Source organism: Gordonia sp. McavH-238-E, assembly GCF_022348225.1.
Lineage (GTDB): Bacteria > Actinomycetota > Actinomycetes > Mycobacteriales > Mycobacteriaceae > Gordonia > Gordonia terrae.
In genome coordinates this window covers 222291-235594 of record NZ_JAKRFE010000004.1, presented here as the reverse complement: position 1 = coordinate 235594, position 13304 = coordinate 222291, and the positions used below count along the sequence as shown (strand labels likewise).

Genomic DNA, 13304 nt, shown 5'->3' with positions numbered 1-13304 from the left:
CGTGTATTCGACGCAGCCGACACGTATACGACGGAGTGCTGTGGATGAGCGTCTGTGCTGTGGATTCATGGTGCGGCCGCAAGGACCGGACGGTTTACGTTGCCCGCCATGGGACGACGCACACATTCCTCCGAGGCGGCCTGGACACCACAGATCGCCCATCACGTCCGTCACGAGCTCATGGACCTCGTCCACGATCGGCGGCGGAAGGCGTACGAGCGAGGGGTTGGATTGGAGGTCGAAGCGGGACTGTTGGCAGAAGAGCTGAACGACGCGGATGACGGCGCGGTGCTGCTCGATTCCGAGGATTACGCCGACCGGGAGGTCGAACTCGACAAGGTGGAGGGACTGATGGCCGTGGCGAGATGGTGGTCGTGGCAACTCACTGAGGCCGTGTTGGAGCTCGCCGACACTCCCGTTCGTTGGATCACGGCGTCCGCACTCGGATTGGTCACCGATGCCGGCGAAGCAGAAGCCATCGCCGTGGGTGGTGAACTGGATACCCGCGTCCTCGCGACCCTGGGTCGCGCGGGTGTCGTGTTGTTCGAGAGATCCATCGGCCGCCATCGTTCGTCGGACAGGTTGCCGAATGCCGGCCACGGCGACGTCGGGATCGACGGATTGTGCTGGTGGCGTGCGACACTCGGCGAGGAGGATGCGCCTCCTGTCGTTGACATGGTCGTCGTGCACGTCTTGACCCGCGACCGGCAGGTCCGTCGCACCGCTGGAAGCGACGATTGGCGACCGGCGGTCGTCGAGGTGGATTCGTTCACCGTGGCGGTCGAGCCCGAGTGGATCGTGAGCGAACAGGCTTGTCAATCGGTCCGAGTGCTGACCCGTCTCGCCGTGGAGCTGGGTCGGGGAATCCTGACCGTGTCGTCGAAAGAGATGACCGACCGGTCATCCGTGGCAACCGCAGTGGTGTCCCAGTGATGCCGGTCAGCGACTCTCACGTGGCAGGTTCGAGATTCGCGAAATGCTTGAGGGTGTCGGCCTCGATGGTCTTGTAGACCGTCGACGACGCCGGACCGGAGAAGGCGGTGACCACGCGCGAGGACGTGGGGAGTTCCAGTGCGAAGGTCCACTTGAGTCGGCATCCCACGTCGGCGGGCAGGATCTCGGTCGCCTCGCCGAAGCGCCGAATGCCCGGGACGTTCGCCCGCAGAACCCGAAAACCGTTGCGGTAGTGACCGGTCTCGGGATCTTCGGTCCAGTCGAAGAAGTCTTCCTCGAGGGTGACGTAACCGGGACCGAGGACCGCCCGGCGCTGGGTACCCACACCGTACGGCGGCGGTGACACGAATTCGATCTTCTTGATGGCGCGGCACCAGTCCAGCGTGTTCTGACGGGTGAACTCGGCCCACGCGCGTTCCGGCGTGACCGGCAGGCGCACGTCGATGACGTGCCGGACCGGCGCATCGTCGAAGAAGTCGAGATCAAAGGACTCCAGCTCATGGGAACGTGCCATGGGTCACATTGAAGCACGTGGCCCTGACCGATGCCTCGGTCGTTCGGTTGCGACGAGCCCGCCGGGTCGGTCGAGCGTACCGACTGCAAAGATTCGTCTGTTCGGATGACACTGTGCGGCAACGGTTTTGTCGGACCCCGGTGCGACAGTGCGTGCAGATGCGGGACCGCTTCCCAGGTGCCGCACAGCAGAGAAGGACGATCGATGACCGACCCCCAGAATCCGAACCCCGCTCCCGGACCCGACCCGGGCCAGCAGCCGTCTTACGGCCAGCCGTACCAAGGGCAGCAGTACGGACAGCCGCCACAGCCCGGGGCGCCGCAATACGGCACTCCCCAGTACGGTGCTCCCCAGTACGGCGCTCCACCGCAGCCGTATCCGAACCCACCTGCGAAGAAGAAGAAAAAGTGGCCCTGGATCCTGGGTTCCATCGTGGTGCTGTTGATCATCATTCTCGCGGCGACCTCCGGCGGAGGGTCGGATGACACGGACAGCACCGCTGGTTCGGGTGCTTCCACTGCGACCGAGGCGGGTGAGCAGCGTGATTCGGGAGACGCGAACGGCGAGGACGCGGCGCCGGGCCTGAACACACCGGTACGCGACGGCAAGTTCGAGTTCGTGGTGACCGGCGTCGAACCCGGCTTGACGTCGGTGGGTGACAATCCGTACCTCACCGAGGAAGCCCAGGGGCAGTTCGTGATCGTCACCATGACTGTGAAGAACACGTCCGACCAGCCGCAGAGCTTCTCACCGACGGGACAGAAACTGCTCGACGCCGAGGATCGCAGCTTCGAGCCGGACACCTCGGCCCAGATCGCGCTCGGCGGGTCGGACATCCCCGTGTGGGACAACATCAATCCCGGAAATGCCGTGACCGTCAAGCTGGTCTACGATATGCCGGCAGGGGCGACACCGGCCTCCATCGAGCTCCATGACTCGATGTTCTCCGGTGGCGTGACGGTGGCTCTGTCCTAGTTGCGGTCGACTACCGCGGGTCATCAGGCCTGCCGAGAAACTCATCCGAACGGATGACACTGTGTGGCAACGGTTTTGTCAGACCTCGATGTCAGTCTGTCTTCAGATGCGGTACCGCTTCCCAGGACCCGCACATCACGAAGGATCAGGACGATGACCGAAGCCGATAATGCCCGACCCCACCGTTCCTCCGGCGCAGCGCCGGTCGGAGCACGACCGCAAGTCCCAGACCGTATGTGGCCGTTGTTCATCGCCGGCCTGGTCGCGGTGTGCGGAATTGCGTTGGCGCTCTTCCCGATCGTTGTGCACAACGACACCGACACCGCGACTTTCGGTGATACGGCGGCGCAGGTGTACGGCGAACCCTCGACACCCGCGACGACGACAGATGCAGAATCGCTCGCGACGTGGGAGCAGTCGAGCGCAGTGGCGAAAGCCAAGGACTACCTGTCGCTCATGGCGTTCTCGAAGTCGGGTCTGATCGATCAGCTGGAGTACGAGGGGTTCTCGACGACCGATGCGACCTGCGCGGTGACCGAGATCGAAGCCACGGGCGCCGTCGACTGGAACGCGCAGGCGGTGAAAAAGGCCCGCGACTATCGGTCGATGATGGCGTTCTCGCGGCAGGGCCTGATCGAGCAGCTCGAGTACGACGGCTTCACGCCGGCGCAGGCGGTCTACGGGGTCGACAACGCCTAGGGCTCACCGATGCCTGTCGGACGGCCGCGTCGCCGGCAAGTACAGCCCAGAGCACTGAGCCCGAAAACACGAAGCCCGGGACGACCATGTCGTCCCGGGCTCTGGTCCAGTGTCGATCAGCCGTGGTAGGGCTCCGCGCTGACCAGGGTCACCTTGATGGTGGCACCGCTGGGCACGGAGTACTCGCGGGTCTCGCCGACCTTGGCGTCGATGAGGGCGGCACCGAGCGGCGAGCTGGGGGAGTAGGTCTCCAGTCCGCCCTGGCCGCTCTCCTCGCGGGTGGCGATGAGGAAGGTCTCGGTGTCTTTCTCGTCACCGTCGTAGTAGACGGTCACGACGGAACCGGGCAGCGCGACGCCGGACTGGGTCGGCGCCTCGCCGACCTTCGCGTTGTTCAGCAGTTCCTGCAGCTGGCGGATGCGCGCTTCCTGCTGGCCCTGCTCTTCGCGAGCGGCGTGGTAGCCGCCGTTCTCCTTGAGGTCGCCCTCTTCGCGACGCTCGTTGATCTCGGCAGCGATGACCGGACGGTTGGCGATCAACGAGTCGAGCTCGCTCTTGAGGCGGTCGTGCGACTCTTGGGTCAGCCAGGTCACCTGGGTGTCGGTCATCGGTCACTCCTTTGTGTTGTCCGCGGCCCCGGGCGACCGTTTACACCAGGGGCATATGGACTGCTATAAATGCAGCAACACGACCCCTCGCGGAGCCGTGTATCCGATCAGAGTACCAGGTGCTGAGACCTATGGCACATCGGTTGTGCCGCGCGAGGCCGCCCGGAGCGCGTCTTGATAGGTCGGCTCCGCCCGCTTCAGCCATCCCACAACGAAATACGTCAGCGGCATGATGACGATTTCGACGAGCGTCTTCCACACGAAACCGACGATCGTGTAGTTGATGAAGTCTCCCCAGGTCGAGATGCCCAGCGCGGTGGCCGCGATCGAGCAGAACACGAGGGTGTCGGCGAATTCGCCGACAATCGTCGAACCCAGCAGGCGCGCCCACAGATGACGTTCGCCGGCCCGTTCCTTCATTTTGACGAGAACGAAGGAATTGAGGAATTCGCCTACGACATATCCGGCCAATCCGGCGAGCAGGAATTGTGGGACGACTCCGGCGACCGTCTCGAAAGACTCCTGCCCCTCGTAGAAATCGGCGGCCGGCAGATGAATGGTGAGCCAGAAACACAACGACGCGAGGATGAGCACCGCGAAACCGGCGAGAATGGTCCGGCGCATCGCCCGGAACCCGTAGACCTCACTGATCACGTCGCCCAGGACGTAGGCCAACGGGAACAGGAAGAAGGCGCCGTCGGTCACCAGTCCGTTCATCTGGATCGGGCCCAGATCGATGTGGAGCCAGTCGTCGAACAGCACCACGCCCTTGGTCCCGGTGACGTTGCTGATCAGCATGACGCCGACGAAGAGCGCGACCAGGAGCGGGAAGTAGCGGCTGCCGATCGAGGCGAAGGCGGCGCGCGGCGCCTGCGATTCGTCGCGTCCGGCCAGGGGAGCGGTCACTGATCCGACGGTTTCAGGTAGGCGGGCACGTCGAGCGTGCAGCCGAACACCTCACCGATGACCGGCGGCCTCGACGTCGTGATCTCGGTGCGGACGCCGATGCGTTCCGCGGGGTCGGCGGGGATGAGGATCTCGCGCCGGCCGGTCTCGCCTCCGTCGCGGGAACGTCCGCGCACCACACAGGCCGCGGGCCGGCTCGGATCGGAACGTTCGACGGTGAACTGCACGGCGACGGTCGAGTCGTCGAGGATCTCGTAGCCGGTGGCCTCGCCCGTCACGTCGGCCGAGGAGAACTTGCTGTAACCGATGACCGCGAGTGCGACACCCGCGACGACGACGAGAACCGACAGGGCGACGAACCAGCGCCGACGACCCCGGGCGGTCTCCGAGTGCTCCGGGTAGGTGGCGCGCGGTCCGCTGTGCGGTCGTGTCGTGTCAGGCGTCGTGCGTGGTGCGTCACCGGCGTCTGCGGCGCCCCCGTCCGAACTGTTCACGCGTCAATACCTACCATGGGAGGAGTAGCGATCCGAAGGTGAGGAACTGTGACCGAATCCCACGTCGGCGACCCCAAGTCGGGGGTGTTCCGTCTGATGGCGGTGCATGCGCACCCAGACGACGAGTCGAGCAAGGGTGCGGCGACGACCGCGAAATATGCGGCCGAAGGCAACGAAGTGCTCGTGGTCACACTCACCGGCGGTGAGCGTGGCGACATCCTGAATCCGGCGATGGACCGGCCGGGCATCAAGGAGCGGATGACCGAGGTCCGCCGCGAGGAGATGGCGAAGGCCGCCGAGTCGCTCGGCGTCCGGCAGACGTGGCTCGGCTTCGTCGACTCCGGGCTGCCCGAGGGCGACCCGCTGCCGCCGCTGCCGGAGGGGTCGTTCGCGACGGTGCCCCTCGAGGAGGCCACCGAGGCGTTGGTGCGCGTGGTTCGCGAGTTCCGCCCGCACGTGATCATCACCTACGACGAGCACGGCGGCTATCCGCATCCCGACCACATCCGATGCCACGAGGTGTCGGTCGCCGCCTACGAACAGTCCGGCGATCCCGACGCGTTCCCCGGGACCGGCGAGGCGTGGACGGTGTCGAAGCTCTACTACACCCACGGTTTCATCCGCGACCGGATGGTGCTCTTCTCCGACGAGTTCGCGCGACACGGCCAGGAGAGTCCGTTCGCCGAGTGGCTCAGCAAGTGGGACCCGAGTCGCGGCGACCTGATGGGCCGCGTCACCACCCAGGTCGAGTGCTCGAAGTACTTCCCGCAGCGTGACGACGCCCTGCGTGCGCACGCCACGCAGATCGACCCGAACGGGGTGTTCTTCGCGGTGCCGCTGGAATGGCAGCAGCGTCTGTGGCCGACCGAGGAGTTCGAGCTCGCCCGGACCCGGGTCAAGACCGCCTTGCCCGAGACCGACCTGTTCGCCGGGATCGAGGCGTGATGAACAGCACCGTCGTGAACACCGTGATGATCCTCGCGGAGGAGCCGCAGGGGCCGGAGTTCGGCAAGGCCTCACCGCTGGGCCTGCTCGTGATCCTGCTGCTGCTCGTCGGCACGGCGTTCCTCATCTGGTCGATGAGCCGACAGCTGAAGAAGCTGCCCGCCTCCTTCGACACCGAGCACCCCGAACCCGACCAGGCCTTCGACGAGGGCACTGACTCGCCCGGTCCGGCCGAGTCGGGCACCGCGACTCCGGATGTACCCGGCTCCCCGGATGCCACGACGGCCGCCGGCACCACCGACGACCGACGGCCCGCCGACACCTGAGTCGAGGCGTACAAGTGGAGTCATGCGCATCTCCACCCTGATCGGGGCGTCACTTGCGACCGCAGCCGCAGCGGCCATCGGCAGCGTGGTGACCAAACCGGCGGTCGAGACCTGGTACCACAAGCTGGCGAAGCCGTCGTTCGTGCCGCCCGACTGGGCCTTCCCGGTCGCGTGGACCGCGCTTTACGCCGACATCGCCGTGACGTCCGCCGTCACGCTGGATCAACTGGACGAGAACGGCGATCACAGACAGCGGCAGAGGTATCTCGCAGCGCTCGGGGTCAACCTCGTGCTCAACGGCGGCTGGAGCTGGATCTACTTCGGCCGGGGTGCTCTCGGAACCGCGTCGGTCGCGGCGGCGGCGCTCACCGTGAGCAGTGCCGATCTCGTGCGGCGTACCGCACAGACCAACCCGGCGGCAGGTGCCGCGCTCGCGCCCTACCCGGCGTGGTGCGCATTCGCGACCGTGCTCTCGACGAGCACCTGGTGGCTCAACCGTGGCCGGGGGTCACCGGCGGTCTCGTAGGGTCGCGGCGAATCGTTCCATCGCCCAGTCGATCTCGGACTCGGTGACGACCAGCGGCGGCGCCAGCCGCAACGTCGACCCATGGGTGTCCTTCGCCAGCACACCGCGTTCGGAGAGCTGCCGGCAGAAGTCCGCACCGGTGCCGATCGCGGGGTCGAGGTCGATGCCCGCCCACAGTCCGATACCGCGGACCGTCACCACTCCGTCCCCGACGAAGTCGTGTAGCCGCCCGTGCAGGTGTTCACCGAGGTCGGCCGCCCGACGCTGCCACGTCCCTTCGGCGAGCATGTCGACGACGGTGTGACCGACGGCGGCGGCGAGCGGGTTGCCGCCGAAGGTCGATCCGTGTTCACCGGGGTGCAGGACGTCGAGAACGTTGCGGTCGGCCACCACCGCCGACACGGGCAGCAATCCGCCGCCCAGCGCCTTTCCCAGTAGGTAGACGTCGGGTTCGACGCCCCAGTGCTCCACCGCGAACGTCCGGCCGGTGCGGCCGAGGCCCGACTGGATCTCATCGACGATCAGCAGCGCGCCACGCTCGGTGCAGAGGGTCCGCGCGCCGGGGAGATAGTCATCGGGCGGGACGATGACGCCGGCCTCACCTTGGATGGGTTCGAGGAGGACGGCCACGGTGTTCTCGTCGACGGCGGCCTCCAGCGCGGCCAGATCGCCGAACGGGACGCGGACGAATCCCGGTGTGTACGGACCGAACCCGGCATAGGCAGCCGGATCGTCGCTGAACGAGATGATCGTCGTCGTGCGGCCGTGGAAGTTGCCGCCGGCCACGACGATCGTGGCACGGCCGTCGGGTACGCCCTTGACGTCGTAGCCCCATTTGCGGGCGACCTTGATGCCGGACTCCACCGCTTCGGCGCCGGTGTTCATCGGCAGGACCATGTCCTTGCCGCACAGGGAAGCCAGTGCGGCGCAGAACGGTTCGAGTCGATCGGACCGGAAAGCGCGGCTGGTGAGGGTGACCCGCGTGAGCTGATCCAGGGCCGCGGCGACGATGCGGGGATGGCGGTGACCGAAGTTGACCGCGGAATAGGCGCCGAGGCAGTCGAGGTGACGGCGCCCGTCGACATCGGTGATCCAGGCGCCCTCGGCGGTGGCGGCGATCACCGGCAGGGGCGAATAGTTGTGCGCTACATGGGGTTCGAGCAGATCAGTGAGGGCCGGACGGGCGACCGGGACAGGCGCGCCGGAACGTCCGGGCGTACCGGCTGCCGGGCTCGTCATGGTCATGGATCGAGCGTATCTTTGGGCTTCGGTGCAAACAATCGACGTTTCTTGCGTGATCGCGCAACGGATCGTCGAGAATTGTTGGCAGAGGAGGCTTCTGTTGCGACTATTAGACGATCTCGACGAACAGGTACTCGCCTGCCTCACCCGTGATGCCCGGGCCACCTACCAGCAGATCGGGGAGCGGATCGGACTGTCGGCTCCCGCCGTCAAACGGCGCGTCGACCGACTGGTTGCCGACGGGGTCATCCGGGGTTTCACCGCCGTCGTCGACCCCCAGGCGATGCAGTGGACCACCGAGGCCTACGTGCTCGTGTACTGCCGGGGCAACATCTCGCCCGAACAGCTCGAAGCCGCCTGGGACCCCATCCCCGAGGTCGTGAGCGCCGCGACCGTGACCGGTCAGGCCGATGCCATCCTGCGCGTCATGGCCCGCGACGTACGGCACCTCGAGCAGGCGCTCGAACGCATCCGGCGGGCGGGCCCGGTGGATCGGTCGGAGTCCATCCTCGTGCTCAGCGAGCTGATCGACCGGGGACACCCGTGAGACCGGGAACGTGAAACGCCTGTGCTAGTGTGGTCGCCGTGATCAGCACCGTGCGCGCGTATTGGCGCTTTATCGAGGCTCCGGGTGGGGCCACGATGATGCGTTTGATCTGACGCGCGTACGACACACCCGGAGCCCGAGCAGCGACCAGACGGTCGCTGCTCTTGTCGTTTGAGCGGGGCTCCGACCACACCCAGGGCATGCCTCGTCACCACATCGACACGGGCATGACCTCGAAAGGCACACAACGTGACCACCTTGCCGGACCTCCCGATCCGATCCGACGACAACGCCGAATCGACCTCTGACCGCCGGATCCGGGCCTTCCGTCCGATCCCCTCGCCCGACACCGTCCGCAGCGAACTGCCGCTGTCCGCACGACGCGCCGTCGCCGTCCAGCGCGACCGGGACGAGATCGCCGACATCCTCGCCGGGCGGGACGACCGCCTGCTCGTCATCGTCGGACCCTGCTCCGTCCACGACCCGATCGCGGCCATCGACTACGCGCGACGCCTCGCACCGCTTGCCGATGCCTACGCCGAGCGTCTGAAGATCGTCATGCGCGTCTACTTCGAGAAGCCGCGCACCACGGTCGGGTGGAAGGGGCTGATCAACGACCCCGGGATGGACAACACCTTCGACGTCGAGCGTGGTCTGCGCACCGCCCGGTCGCTGCTGCTCGACATCATCGACCTCGGTCTGCCCGTCGGCTGCGAGTTCCTCGAGCCGACCAGCCCGCAGTACATCGCCGACGCGGTGGCGTGGGGTGCCATCGGCGCCCGTACCACCGAGTCCCAGGTCCATCGTCAGCTGGCGTCGGGGCTGTCGATGCCGATCGGATTCAAGAACGGCACCGACGGCAATGTCCAGGTCGCCATCGACGGCGTGAAAGCCGCTGCGGCCGAACATGTCTTCTTCGGAGTCGACGACTTCGGCAATGGCGCCGTGGTGGAGACCGCGGGCAACGAGGACTGCCACATCATCCTGCGCGGCGGCACGCGTGGCCCCAACTTCGACGCGGAGTCGGTGTCGGCGGCGGCCGAGGCGCTCGCCGCGGCCGGGTTGCCGGCGCGGGTCATGATCGACTGCTCGCACGCCAACTCCGGCAAGGATCATGTCCGCCAGGCGGAGGTCGCCACCGAGATCGCCACTCGCCTCCGGGCGGCCCGCGAGGCCGGTGAGCCGTCGACCGTCAGCGGCGTCATGCTGGAGAGCTTTCTCGAGCCCGGCGCGCAGTCGACCGAGGCCACCCCGCTGGTCTACGGCAAGTCCGTCACCGACAAGTGCATGGGCTGGGAGGCCAGCGCTCAGGTGCTGGCGGCGCTGGCGCGGGGCTGATCCCCGAGAGGACCGGGGGTCAGACCACGTCGACCTCGGGGGTCGAGTCCGGGATCGTGATCAGTGCTCGACGCTGAAGCGTGCCGCGTGGCGACCGTACGGACGGCGCCACGCGGAACTCGGCCTCCCACCGGTCGGCGTGAATCCGATTCAGCAGGTAGCCGCGCTGTGAGTTGCCGAACCGGACGTGGGGCGAGGCCTCCTTCAGGCGGCGGTCGCCGTCGTCGCTGTCCTCTCCGTCGCCGCCGGAGGTGATCGACGTTGCGGCCAGTTCCACTCCGCGCGTAGCGGATTCAGCGGTGTACGAGGTACGGAGGTCGGCGACCACGCTGCGGTGGATGTCGCCGGCGAGGGACACCAGATTGCGTACCCCACGGTCCGCGGCGCCGTCGAGCACGCGGGCGCGCGAGGCCTCGTAGCCACTCCACCCGTCCATGCTGACCGCTCGGGTCGAGCCGACGGTCCGGGCGAGGTCGGCCATCGGAACCTGCTGGGCGAGAACGTCCCAGCGGTGTCGGGAGGACGCGAAACCGTCGAGCAACCATCGTTCCTGCTCGGCGCCGAGGATCGTCCGAGACGGGTCCGCGGTGGACGCGTTCTGACCGGTGTCGTTGTCTCCGTTGGCCTGATCGCTGCGATGACTGCGGGTGTCGAGGAGGGTGAGGTCGACGAGATCACCGAAACCCAGCCGCCGGTGCGCACGGATGACGGTTCCGTTCGGCCGGGCGGCGATCCGCACCGGGGTGTTCTCCCACCAGGCGCGCAGGGCGCGTGCGCGGCGCAGCGCGAACGCGGTCAGCGGTGCGTGGTCCTCGGGAACCGCACCCGCCCAGTTGTTGTCCACCTCGTGGTCGTCGAAGGTGATCACGAACGGTGCCGTCGCGTGGGCGAGTTGCAGGTCCGGGTCGGACTTGTACAGCGCGTACCGTTCCCGGTAGTCCTCGAGGTCGACTGCCTCCCGGGTCGCCGAGAGCGGAAGAGCGGCAGCGTTTCTCGCGCCGCCCCGCGCGGGGATCGGCTTCTCGTAGATGTAGTCGCCGAGGTGCAGGACGACATCGGGCGCGTGGGCGGCGAGGTCGGCGTAGGCGTGGTAGTAGCCGTCGGCCCAGTTCTGGCAGGATGCCACGGCCAGCGTGAGCGTGTCGACGCGTGCGTACGGGGCAGGCGCCGTCCGGGTTCGCCCGACGGTGGAGATCTCGCCGAGGGCGCGGAACCGGTAGAAGTAGTCGGCGGCGGGCGCGAGTCCGCGGACGTCGACGTGCACGCTGTGTCCCCATTCCGGTGTCGCGTGCACGGATCCGCGACGCACGATCCGGGTCATCGACTCGTCGGCGGCGACCTCCCAGTCGACCCGGACCGGTCCCGTCCCCATCCCGCCGCCCGGGGCGAAAGGGTTGCGCGACAAGCGCGTCCACAGCACAACCCCGTCGGGGAGCGGATCCCCGGACGCGATGCCGAGGCCGAACACGCCGCCGGAATGGGCCGGAGCGGGTACTGCCGGTGACGTGCCGCCGAGCAGGCCCGGGGTGAACGCCAGGCCTGTCACGAGCGCCGACCAGCCGAGGAATCGACGTCGCGATGTGCCCATGGGCACACCCGACCAGGACCACCTGACCTCGATTCCACCTGCAGGCGGCGGGGACATGATGGGGAGGTGAAGTCTGCGCCCCCCGGTGGAGTCCCCGCCGACCAGGCGCAGCGCTACGTCGAGGAGGCGGATCGGCCGCGGCGCTCGCGTAGTCCGAGCGCGACGTCGACCGCGAGGAAGGCGAGAAGGCTGAGTCCGAGCAGCGGCACGAACCAGCCCACCGCGGCCGCCACCACACCGACCGCGACGGCCGCGGGCACGGGCACCCGGCGCAGCGCGCCACGAGCCGGGGGGCGGCCCACGGCGAGCGCCCCGGAGCGTCGTGGCCGTCGTTGCCACCACATCTGGTAGCCGCGCACGATGAGCATCACCAGCGCAACCGCCAGCACCAGGAGTGCGAGCTGGCTCACCCAGCCGAACAGGATTCCCATGTGCAGGGCGATGCCCCAGGTGGTGAGTTTCGCGGCGAGCGGCCAGTCGGCGAACCGCGAGATGTCCACGACCCCACCGGTCGCACCGTTCACCGCGATCGAGTCCTGGCCGAACTGCCAGGGTTGCCTAGTCTGCGCGACGGTGAACGCCGTGTCCGCGGTGGCGGGAATGGTCACCTCGACCCTGCCGTCCACTCCCGCGACCCGCGCGGTGTCCAGGACGCGGTCGAGTTGCGCCACCGACTCACCGGACGAGCTCGGCAGATCCGGCACCTGACCCTCGTGTGCGCCATGGTCCCCATGGCCGCCGTCGTGGTCCCCGTGGCCGGCGGGCGCCGACGGCGCCTCCGACAATGCGGTCTCGACGCCGGGCGTCGTCCAGCTCAGGGCGGTGCGGAGTTCGGAGACGTTCTCGCCCGCGTACTTCGACCACGTGAGGCCGGTCGCGGACAGGAAGACGAGCCCCACCGCGATCCACACGCCGATGACCCCGTGGCGGTTCCGGGTGCGGTTGCGTCCGGTCGCCGACCGGTCGACGGTGACCAGCTCGGCGAGCCGTCGCTGCCGCCGAGCTCGGAATGCCGTGAGCCACAGGGCGAGACCGCCGAGGGCGATGACCCACAGCCAGGAGGCGGCGAGTTCGCTGTAGATGCGGCCCGGTTCGCCGAGATGGAGATTGCGGTGCAGCTCGCTGAGCCAGGTGCGCAGCGGCAACGACGCGCTGCTGCCGTAGGACACCAACTCGCCGGTCGACTCGAGAGTCACCGGGTCGATGAACACCGCCAGGCGCTTGGACGCCCCGAGCGCCGGGTCGTCGAAGAGGACGCGGGTGGTGTCGCCGGGCTCGGTCGACGGACGGACTGCGGACAGCGTGAGGTCGGGACGGAGCCGGACCGCCGCATCGACCTGTTCGGACACCGGGCGGGCATCGCCGGTGCTTTCGGTGTGGAGCTGGTCGCGGTAGACGACCTGCTCGAGTGTCGGCGCGATCGCGTAGAGCCCGCCGGTGATGGCCGCGACGACCAGGAACGGCGCGATGAAGATGCCGGCGTAGAAGTGCAGTCGTCGGAGCAACGGTTGCCAGGTGGCAGGTGGGGACCGGCGGGCGCGGGGATCGCCGTCCGGTGGGGTGCCGGGCGGGTTCTCGGGTGGATTGTCGGAACGGGACAGGTTGGGCAGGGACACGTGTTGGCCTCTCATGCGGAAGACGG

Annotated in this window: 15 protein-coding genes; 8 read left to right on the top strand and 7 right to left on the bottom strand. The window is 67.7% G+C overall.

From position 1 onward, the window contains the following. The first annotated feature begins 108 nt into the window (after positions 1 to 108). Complete coding sequence (locus MHN80_RS07435) at positions 109 to 933, top strand: hypothetical protein (RefSeq protein ID WP_239400615.1); 825 nt, start codon at positions 109 to 111, stop codon at positions 931 to 933. Positions 934 to 949: 16 nt separating this feature from the next. Here the strand turns inward: MHN80_RS07435 and MHN80_RS07430 are convergent, their stop codons facing one another. Beyond that, positions 950 to 1468, bottom strand: coding sequence for an SRPBCC family protein (locus tag MHN80_RS07430; protein ID WP_239400613.1), 519 nt, complete (start codon positions 1466 to 1468; stop codon positions 950 to 952). 204 nt (positions 1469 to 1672) lie between these two features. On the opposite strand from MHN80_RS07430, the gene MHN80_RS07425 reads away from it, so the two are divergent. Continuing rightward, complete coding sequence (locus MHN80_RS07425; protein ID WP_239400611.1) at positions 1673 to 2443, top strand: DUF4352 domain-containing protein; 771 nt, start codon at positions 1673 to 1675, stop codon at positions 2441 to 2443. A 153-nt stretch (positions 2444 to 2596) separates the two neighbouring features. After that, entirely contained in the window at positions 2597 to 3142 is a 546-nt protein-coding gene (locus MHN80_RS07420; RefSeq protein ID WP_239400609.1) for an Ltp family lipoprotein, read from the top strand. Between the two features lie 116 nt (positions 3143 to 3258). On the opposite strand, the gene greA is transcribed toward MHN80_RS07420, so the two are convergent. From greA to MHN80_RS07405, 3 genes are all read right to left on the bottom strand, one after another. Next, positions 3259 to 3750 carry a transcription elongation factor GreA gene (gene greA / locus MHN80_RS07415; protein ID WP_004020945.1) on the bottom strand — a complete coding sequence of 164 codons (492 nt, stop codon included), beginning with the start codon at positions 3748 to 3750 and terminating at the stop codon, positions 3259 to 3261. 129 nt (positions 3751 to 3879) lie between these two features. Then, positions 3880 to 4656 (bottom strand): queuosine precursor transporter, encoded by a 777-nt coding sequence (locus MHN80_RS07410; RefSeq protein WP_004020946.1) that lies wholly within the window; start codon positions 4654 to 4656, stop codon positions 3880 to 3882. Beyond that, positions 4653 to 5150, bottom strand: coding sequence for a DUF4307 domain-containing protein (locus MHN80_RS07405; RefSeq protein WP_239400607.1), 498 nt, complete (start codon positions 5148 to 5150; stop codon positions 4653 to 4655). Before MHN80_RS07405 ends, MHN80_RS07410 begins: the two co-directional genes overlap by 4 nt. A 48-nt stretch (positions 5151 to 5198) precedes the next feature. Here MHN80_RS07405 and mca point away from each other — a divergent pair, with 48 nt between their 5' ends. From mca to MHN80_RS07390, 3 genes are read left to right on the top strand one after another with little or no spacing between them, the layout of a single operon-like run. Next, complete coding sequence (mca, locus tag MHN80_RS07400) at positions 5199 to 6095, top strand: mycothiol conjugate amidase Mca (RefSeq protein ID WP_004019380.1); 897 nt, start codon at positions 5199 to 5201, stop codon at positions 6093 to 6095. After that, positions 6095 to 6421: a hypothetical protein gene (locus MHN80_RS07395; RefSeq protein ID WP_004019379.1), complete on the top strand. Its 327-nt coding sequence runs from the start codon at positions 6095 to 6097 to the stop codon at positions 6419 to 6421. The genes mca and MHN80_RS07395 overlap by 1 nt, the downstream gene beginning before the upstream one ends. A gap of 22 nt (positions 6422 to 6443) precedes the next feature. Continuing rightward, positions 6444 to 6947 (top strand): TspO/MBR family protein, encoded by a 504-nt coding sequence (locus MHN80_RS07390; protein ID WP_239400605.1) that lies wholly within the window; start codon positions 6444 to 6446, stop codon positions 6945 to 6947. Here MHN80_RS07390 and rocD read toward each other — a convergent pair. Continuing rightward, on the bottom strand, positions 6930 to 8192 hold the full coding sequence (rocD, locus tag MHN80_RS07385; protein WP_239400603.1) for an ornithine--oxo-acid transaminase: 1263 nt from the start codon (positions 8190 to 8192) through the stop codon (positions 6930 to 6932). The genes MHN80_RS07390 and rocD overlap by 18 nt on opposite strands. A gap of 97 nt (positions 8193 to 8289) precedes the next feature. On the opposite strand from rocD, the gene MHN80_RS07380 reads away from it, so the two are divergent. After that, complete coding sequence (locus MHN80_RS07380; RefSeq protein ID WP_004019376.1) at positions 8290 to 8736, top strand: Lrp/AsnC family transcriptional regulator; 447 nt, start codon at positions 8290 to 8292, stop codon at positions 8734 to 8736. A gap of 249 nt (positions 8737 to 8985) precedes the next feature. Further along, the gene (locus MHN80_RS07375) at positions 8986 to 10074 is read left to right on the top strand and encodes a 3-deoxy-7-phosphoheptulonate synthase (RefSeq protein WP_010841814.1); all 1089 of its coding nucleotides are present in this window, start codon (positions 8986 to 8988) and stop codon (positions 10072 to 10074) included. Positions 10075 to 10093: 19 nt separating this feature from the next. Here the strand turns inward: MHN80_RS07375 and MHN80_RS07370 are convergent, their stop codons facing one another. Both MHN80_RS07370 and MHN80_RS07365 read right to left on the bottom strand, forming a co-directional pair. Next, positions 10094 to 11662, bottom strand: a complete 1569-nt coding sequence (locus MHN80_RS07370; RefSeq protein ID WP_239400601.1) for an alkaline phosphatase — start codon at positions 11660 to 11662, stop codon at positions 10094 to 10096. A gap of 113 nt (positions 11663 to 11775) precedes the next feature. Continuing rightward, the gene (locus MHN80_RS07365) at positions 11776 to 13293 is read right to left on the bottom strand and encodes a PepSY domain-containing protein (RefSeq protein ID WP_081486969.1); all 1518 of its coding nucleotides are present in this window, start codon (positions 13291 to 13293) and stop codon (positions 11776 to 11778) included. Positions 13294 to 13304 lie beyond the last annotated feature (11 nt).

Coding starts and splice junctions, on each gene's coding strand:
- greA (WP_004020945.1), bottom strand. CDS start 3,750: ATGACCGACACCCAGGTGACCTGGCTGACCCAAGAGTCGCACGACCGC.
- rocD (WP_239400603.1), bottom strand. CDS start 8,192: ATGACCATGACGAGCCCGGCAGCCGGTACGCCCGGACGTTCCGGCGCG.
- MHN80_RS07430 (WP_239400613.1), bottom strand. CDS start 1,468: ATGGCACGTTCCCATGAGCTGGAGTCCTTTGATCTCGACTTCTTCGAC.
- MHN80_RS07425 (WP_239400611.1), top strand. CDS start 1,673: ATGACCGACCCCCAGAATCCGAACCCCGCTCCCGGACCCGACCCGGGC.
- MHN80_RS07370 (WP_239400601.1), bottom strand. CDS start 11,662: ATGGGCACATCGCGACGTCGATTCCTCGGCTGGTCGGCGCTCGTGACA.
- MHN80_RS07395 (WP_004019379.1), top strand. CDS start 6,095: ATGAACAGCACCGTCGTGAACACCGTGATGATCCTCGCGGAGGAGCCG.
- MHN80_RS07365 (WP_081486969.1), bottom strand. CDS start 13,293: ATGAGAGGCCAACACGTGTCCCTGCCCAACCTGTCCCGTTCCGACAAT.
- MHN80_RS07435 (WP_239400615.1), top strand. CDS start 109: ATGGGACGACGCACACATTCCTCCGAGGCGGCCTGGACACCACAGATC.
- MHN80_RS07390 (WP_239400605.1), top strand. CDS start 6,444: ATGCGCATCTCCACCCTGATCGGGGCGTCACTTGCGACCGCAGCCGCA.
- MHN80_RS07420 (WP_239400609.1), top strand. CDS start 2,597: ATGACCGAAGCCGATAATGCCCGACCCCACCGTTCCTCCGGCGCAGCG.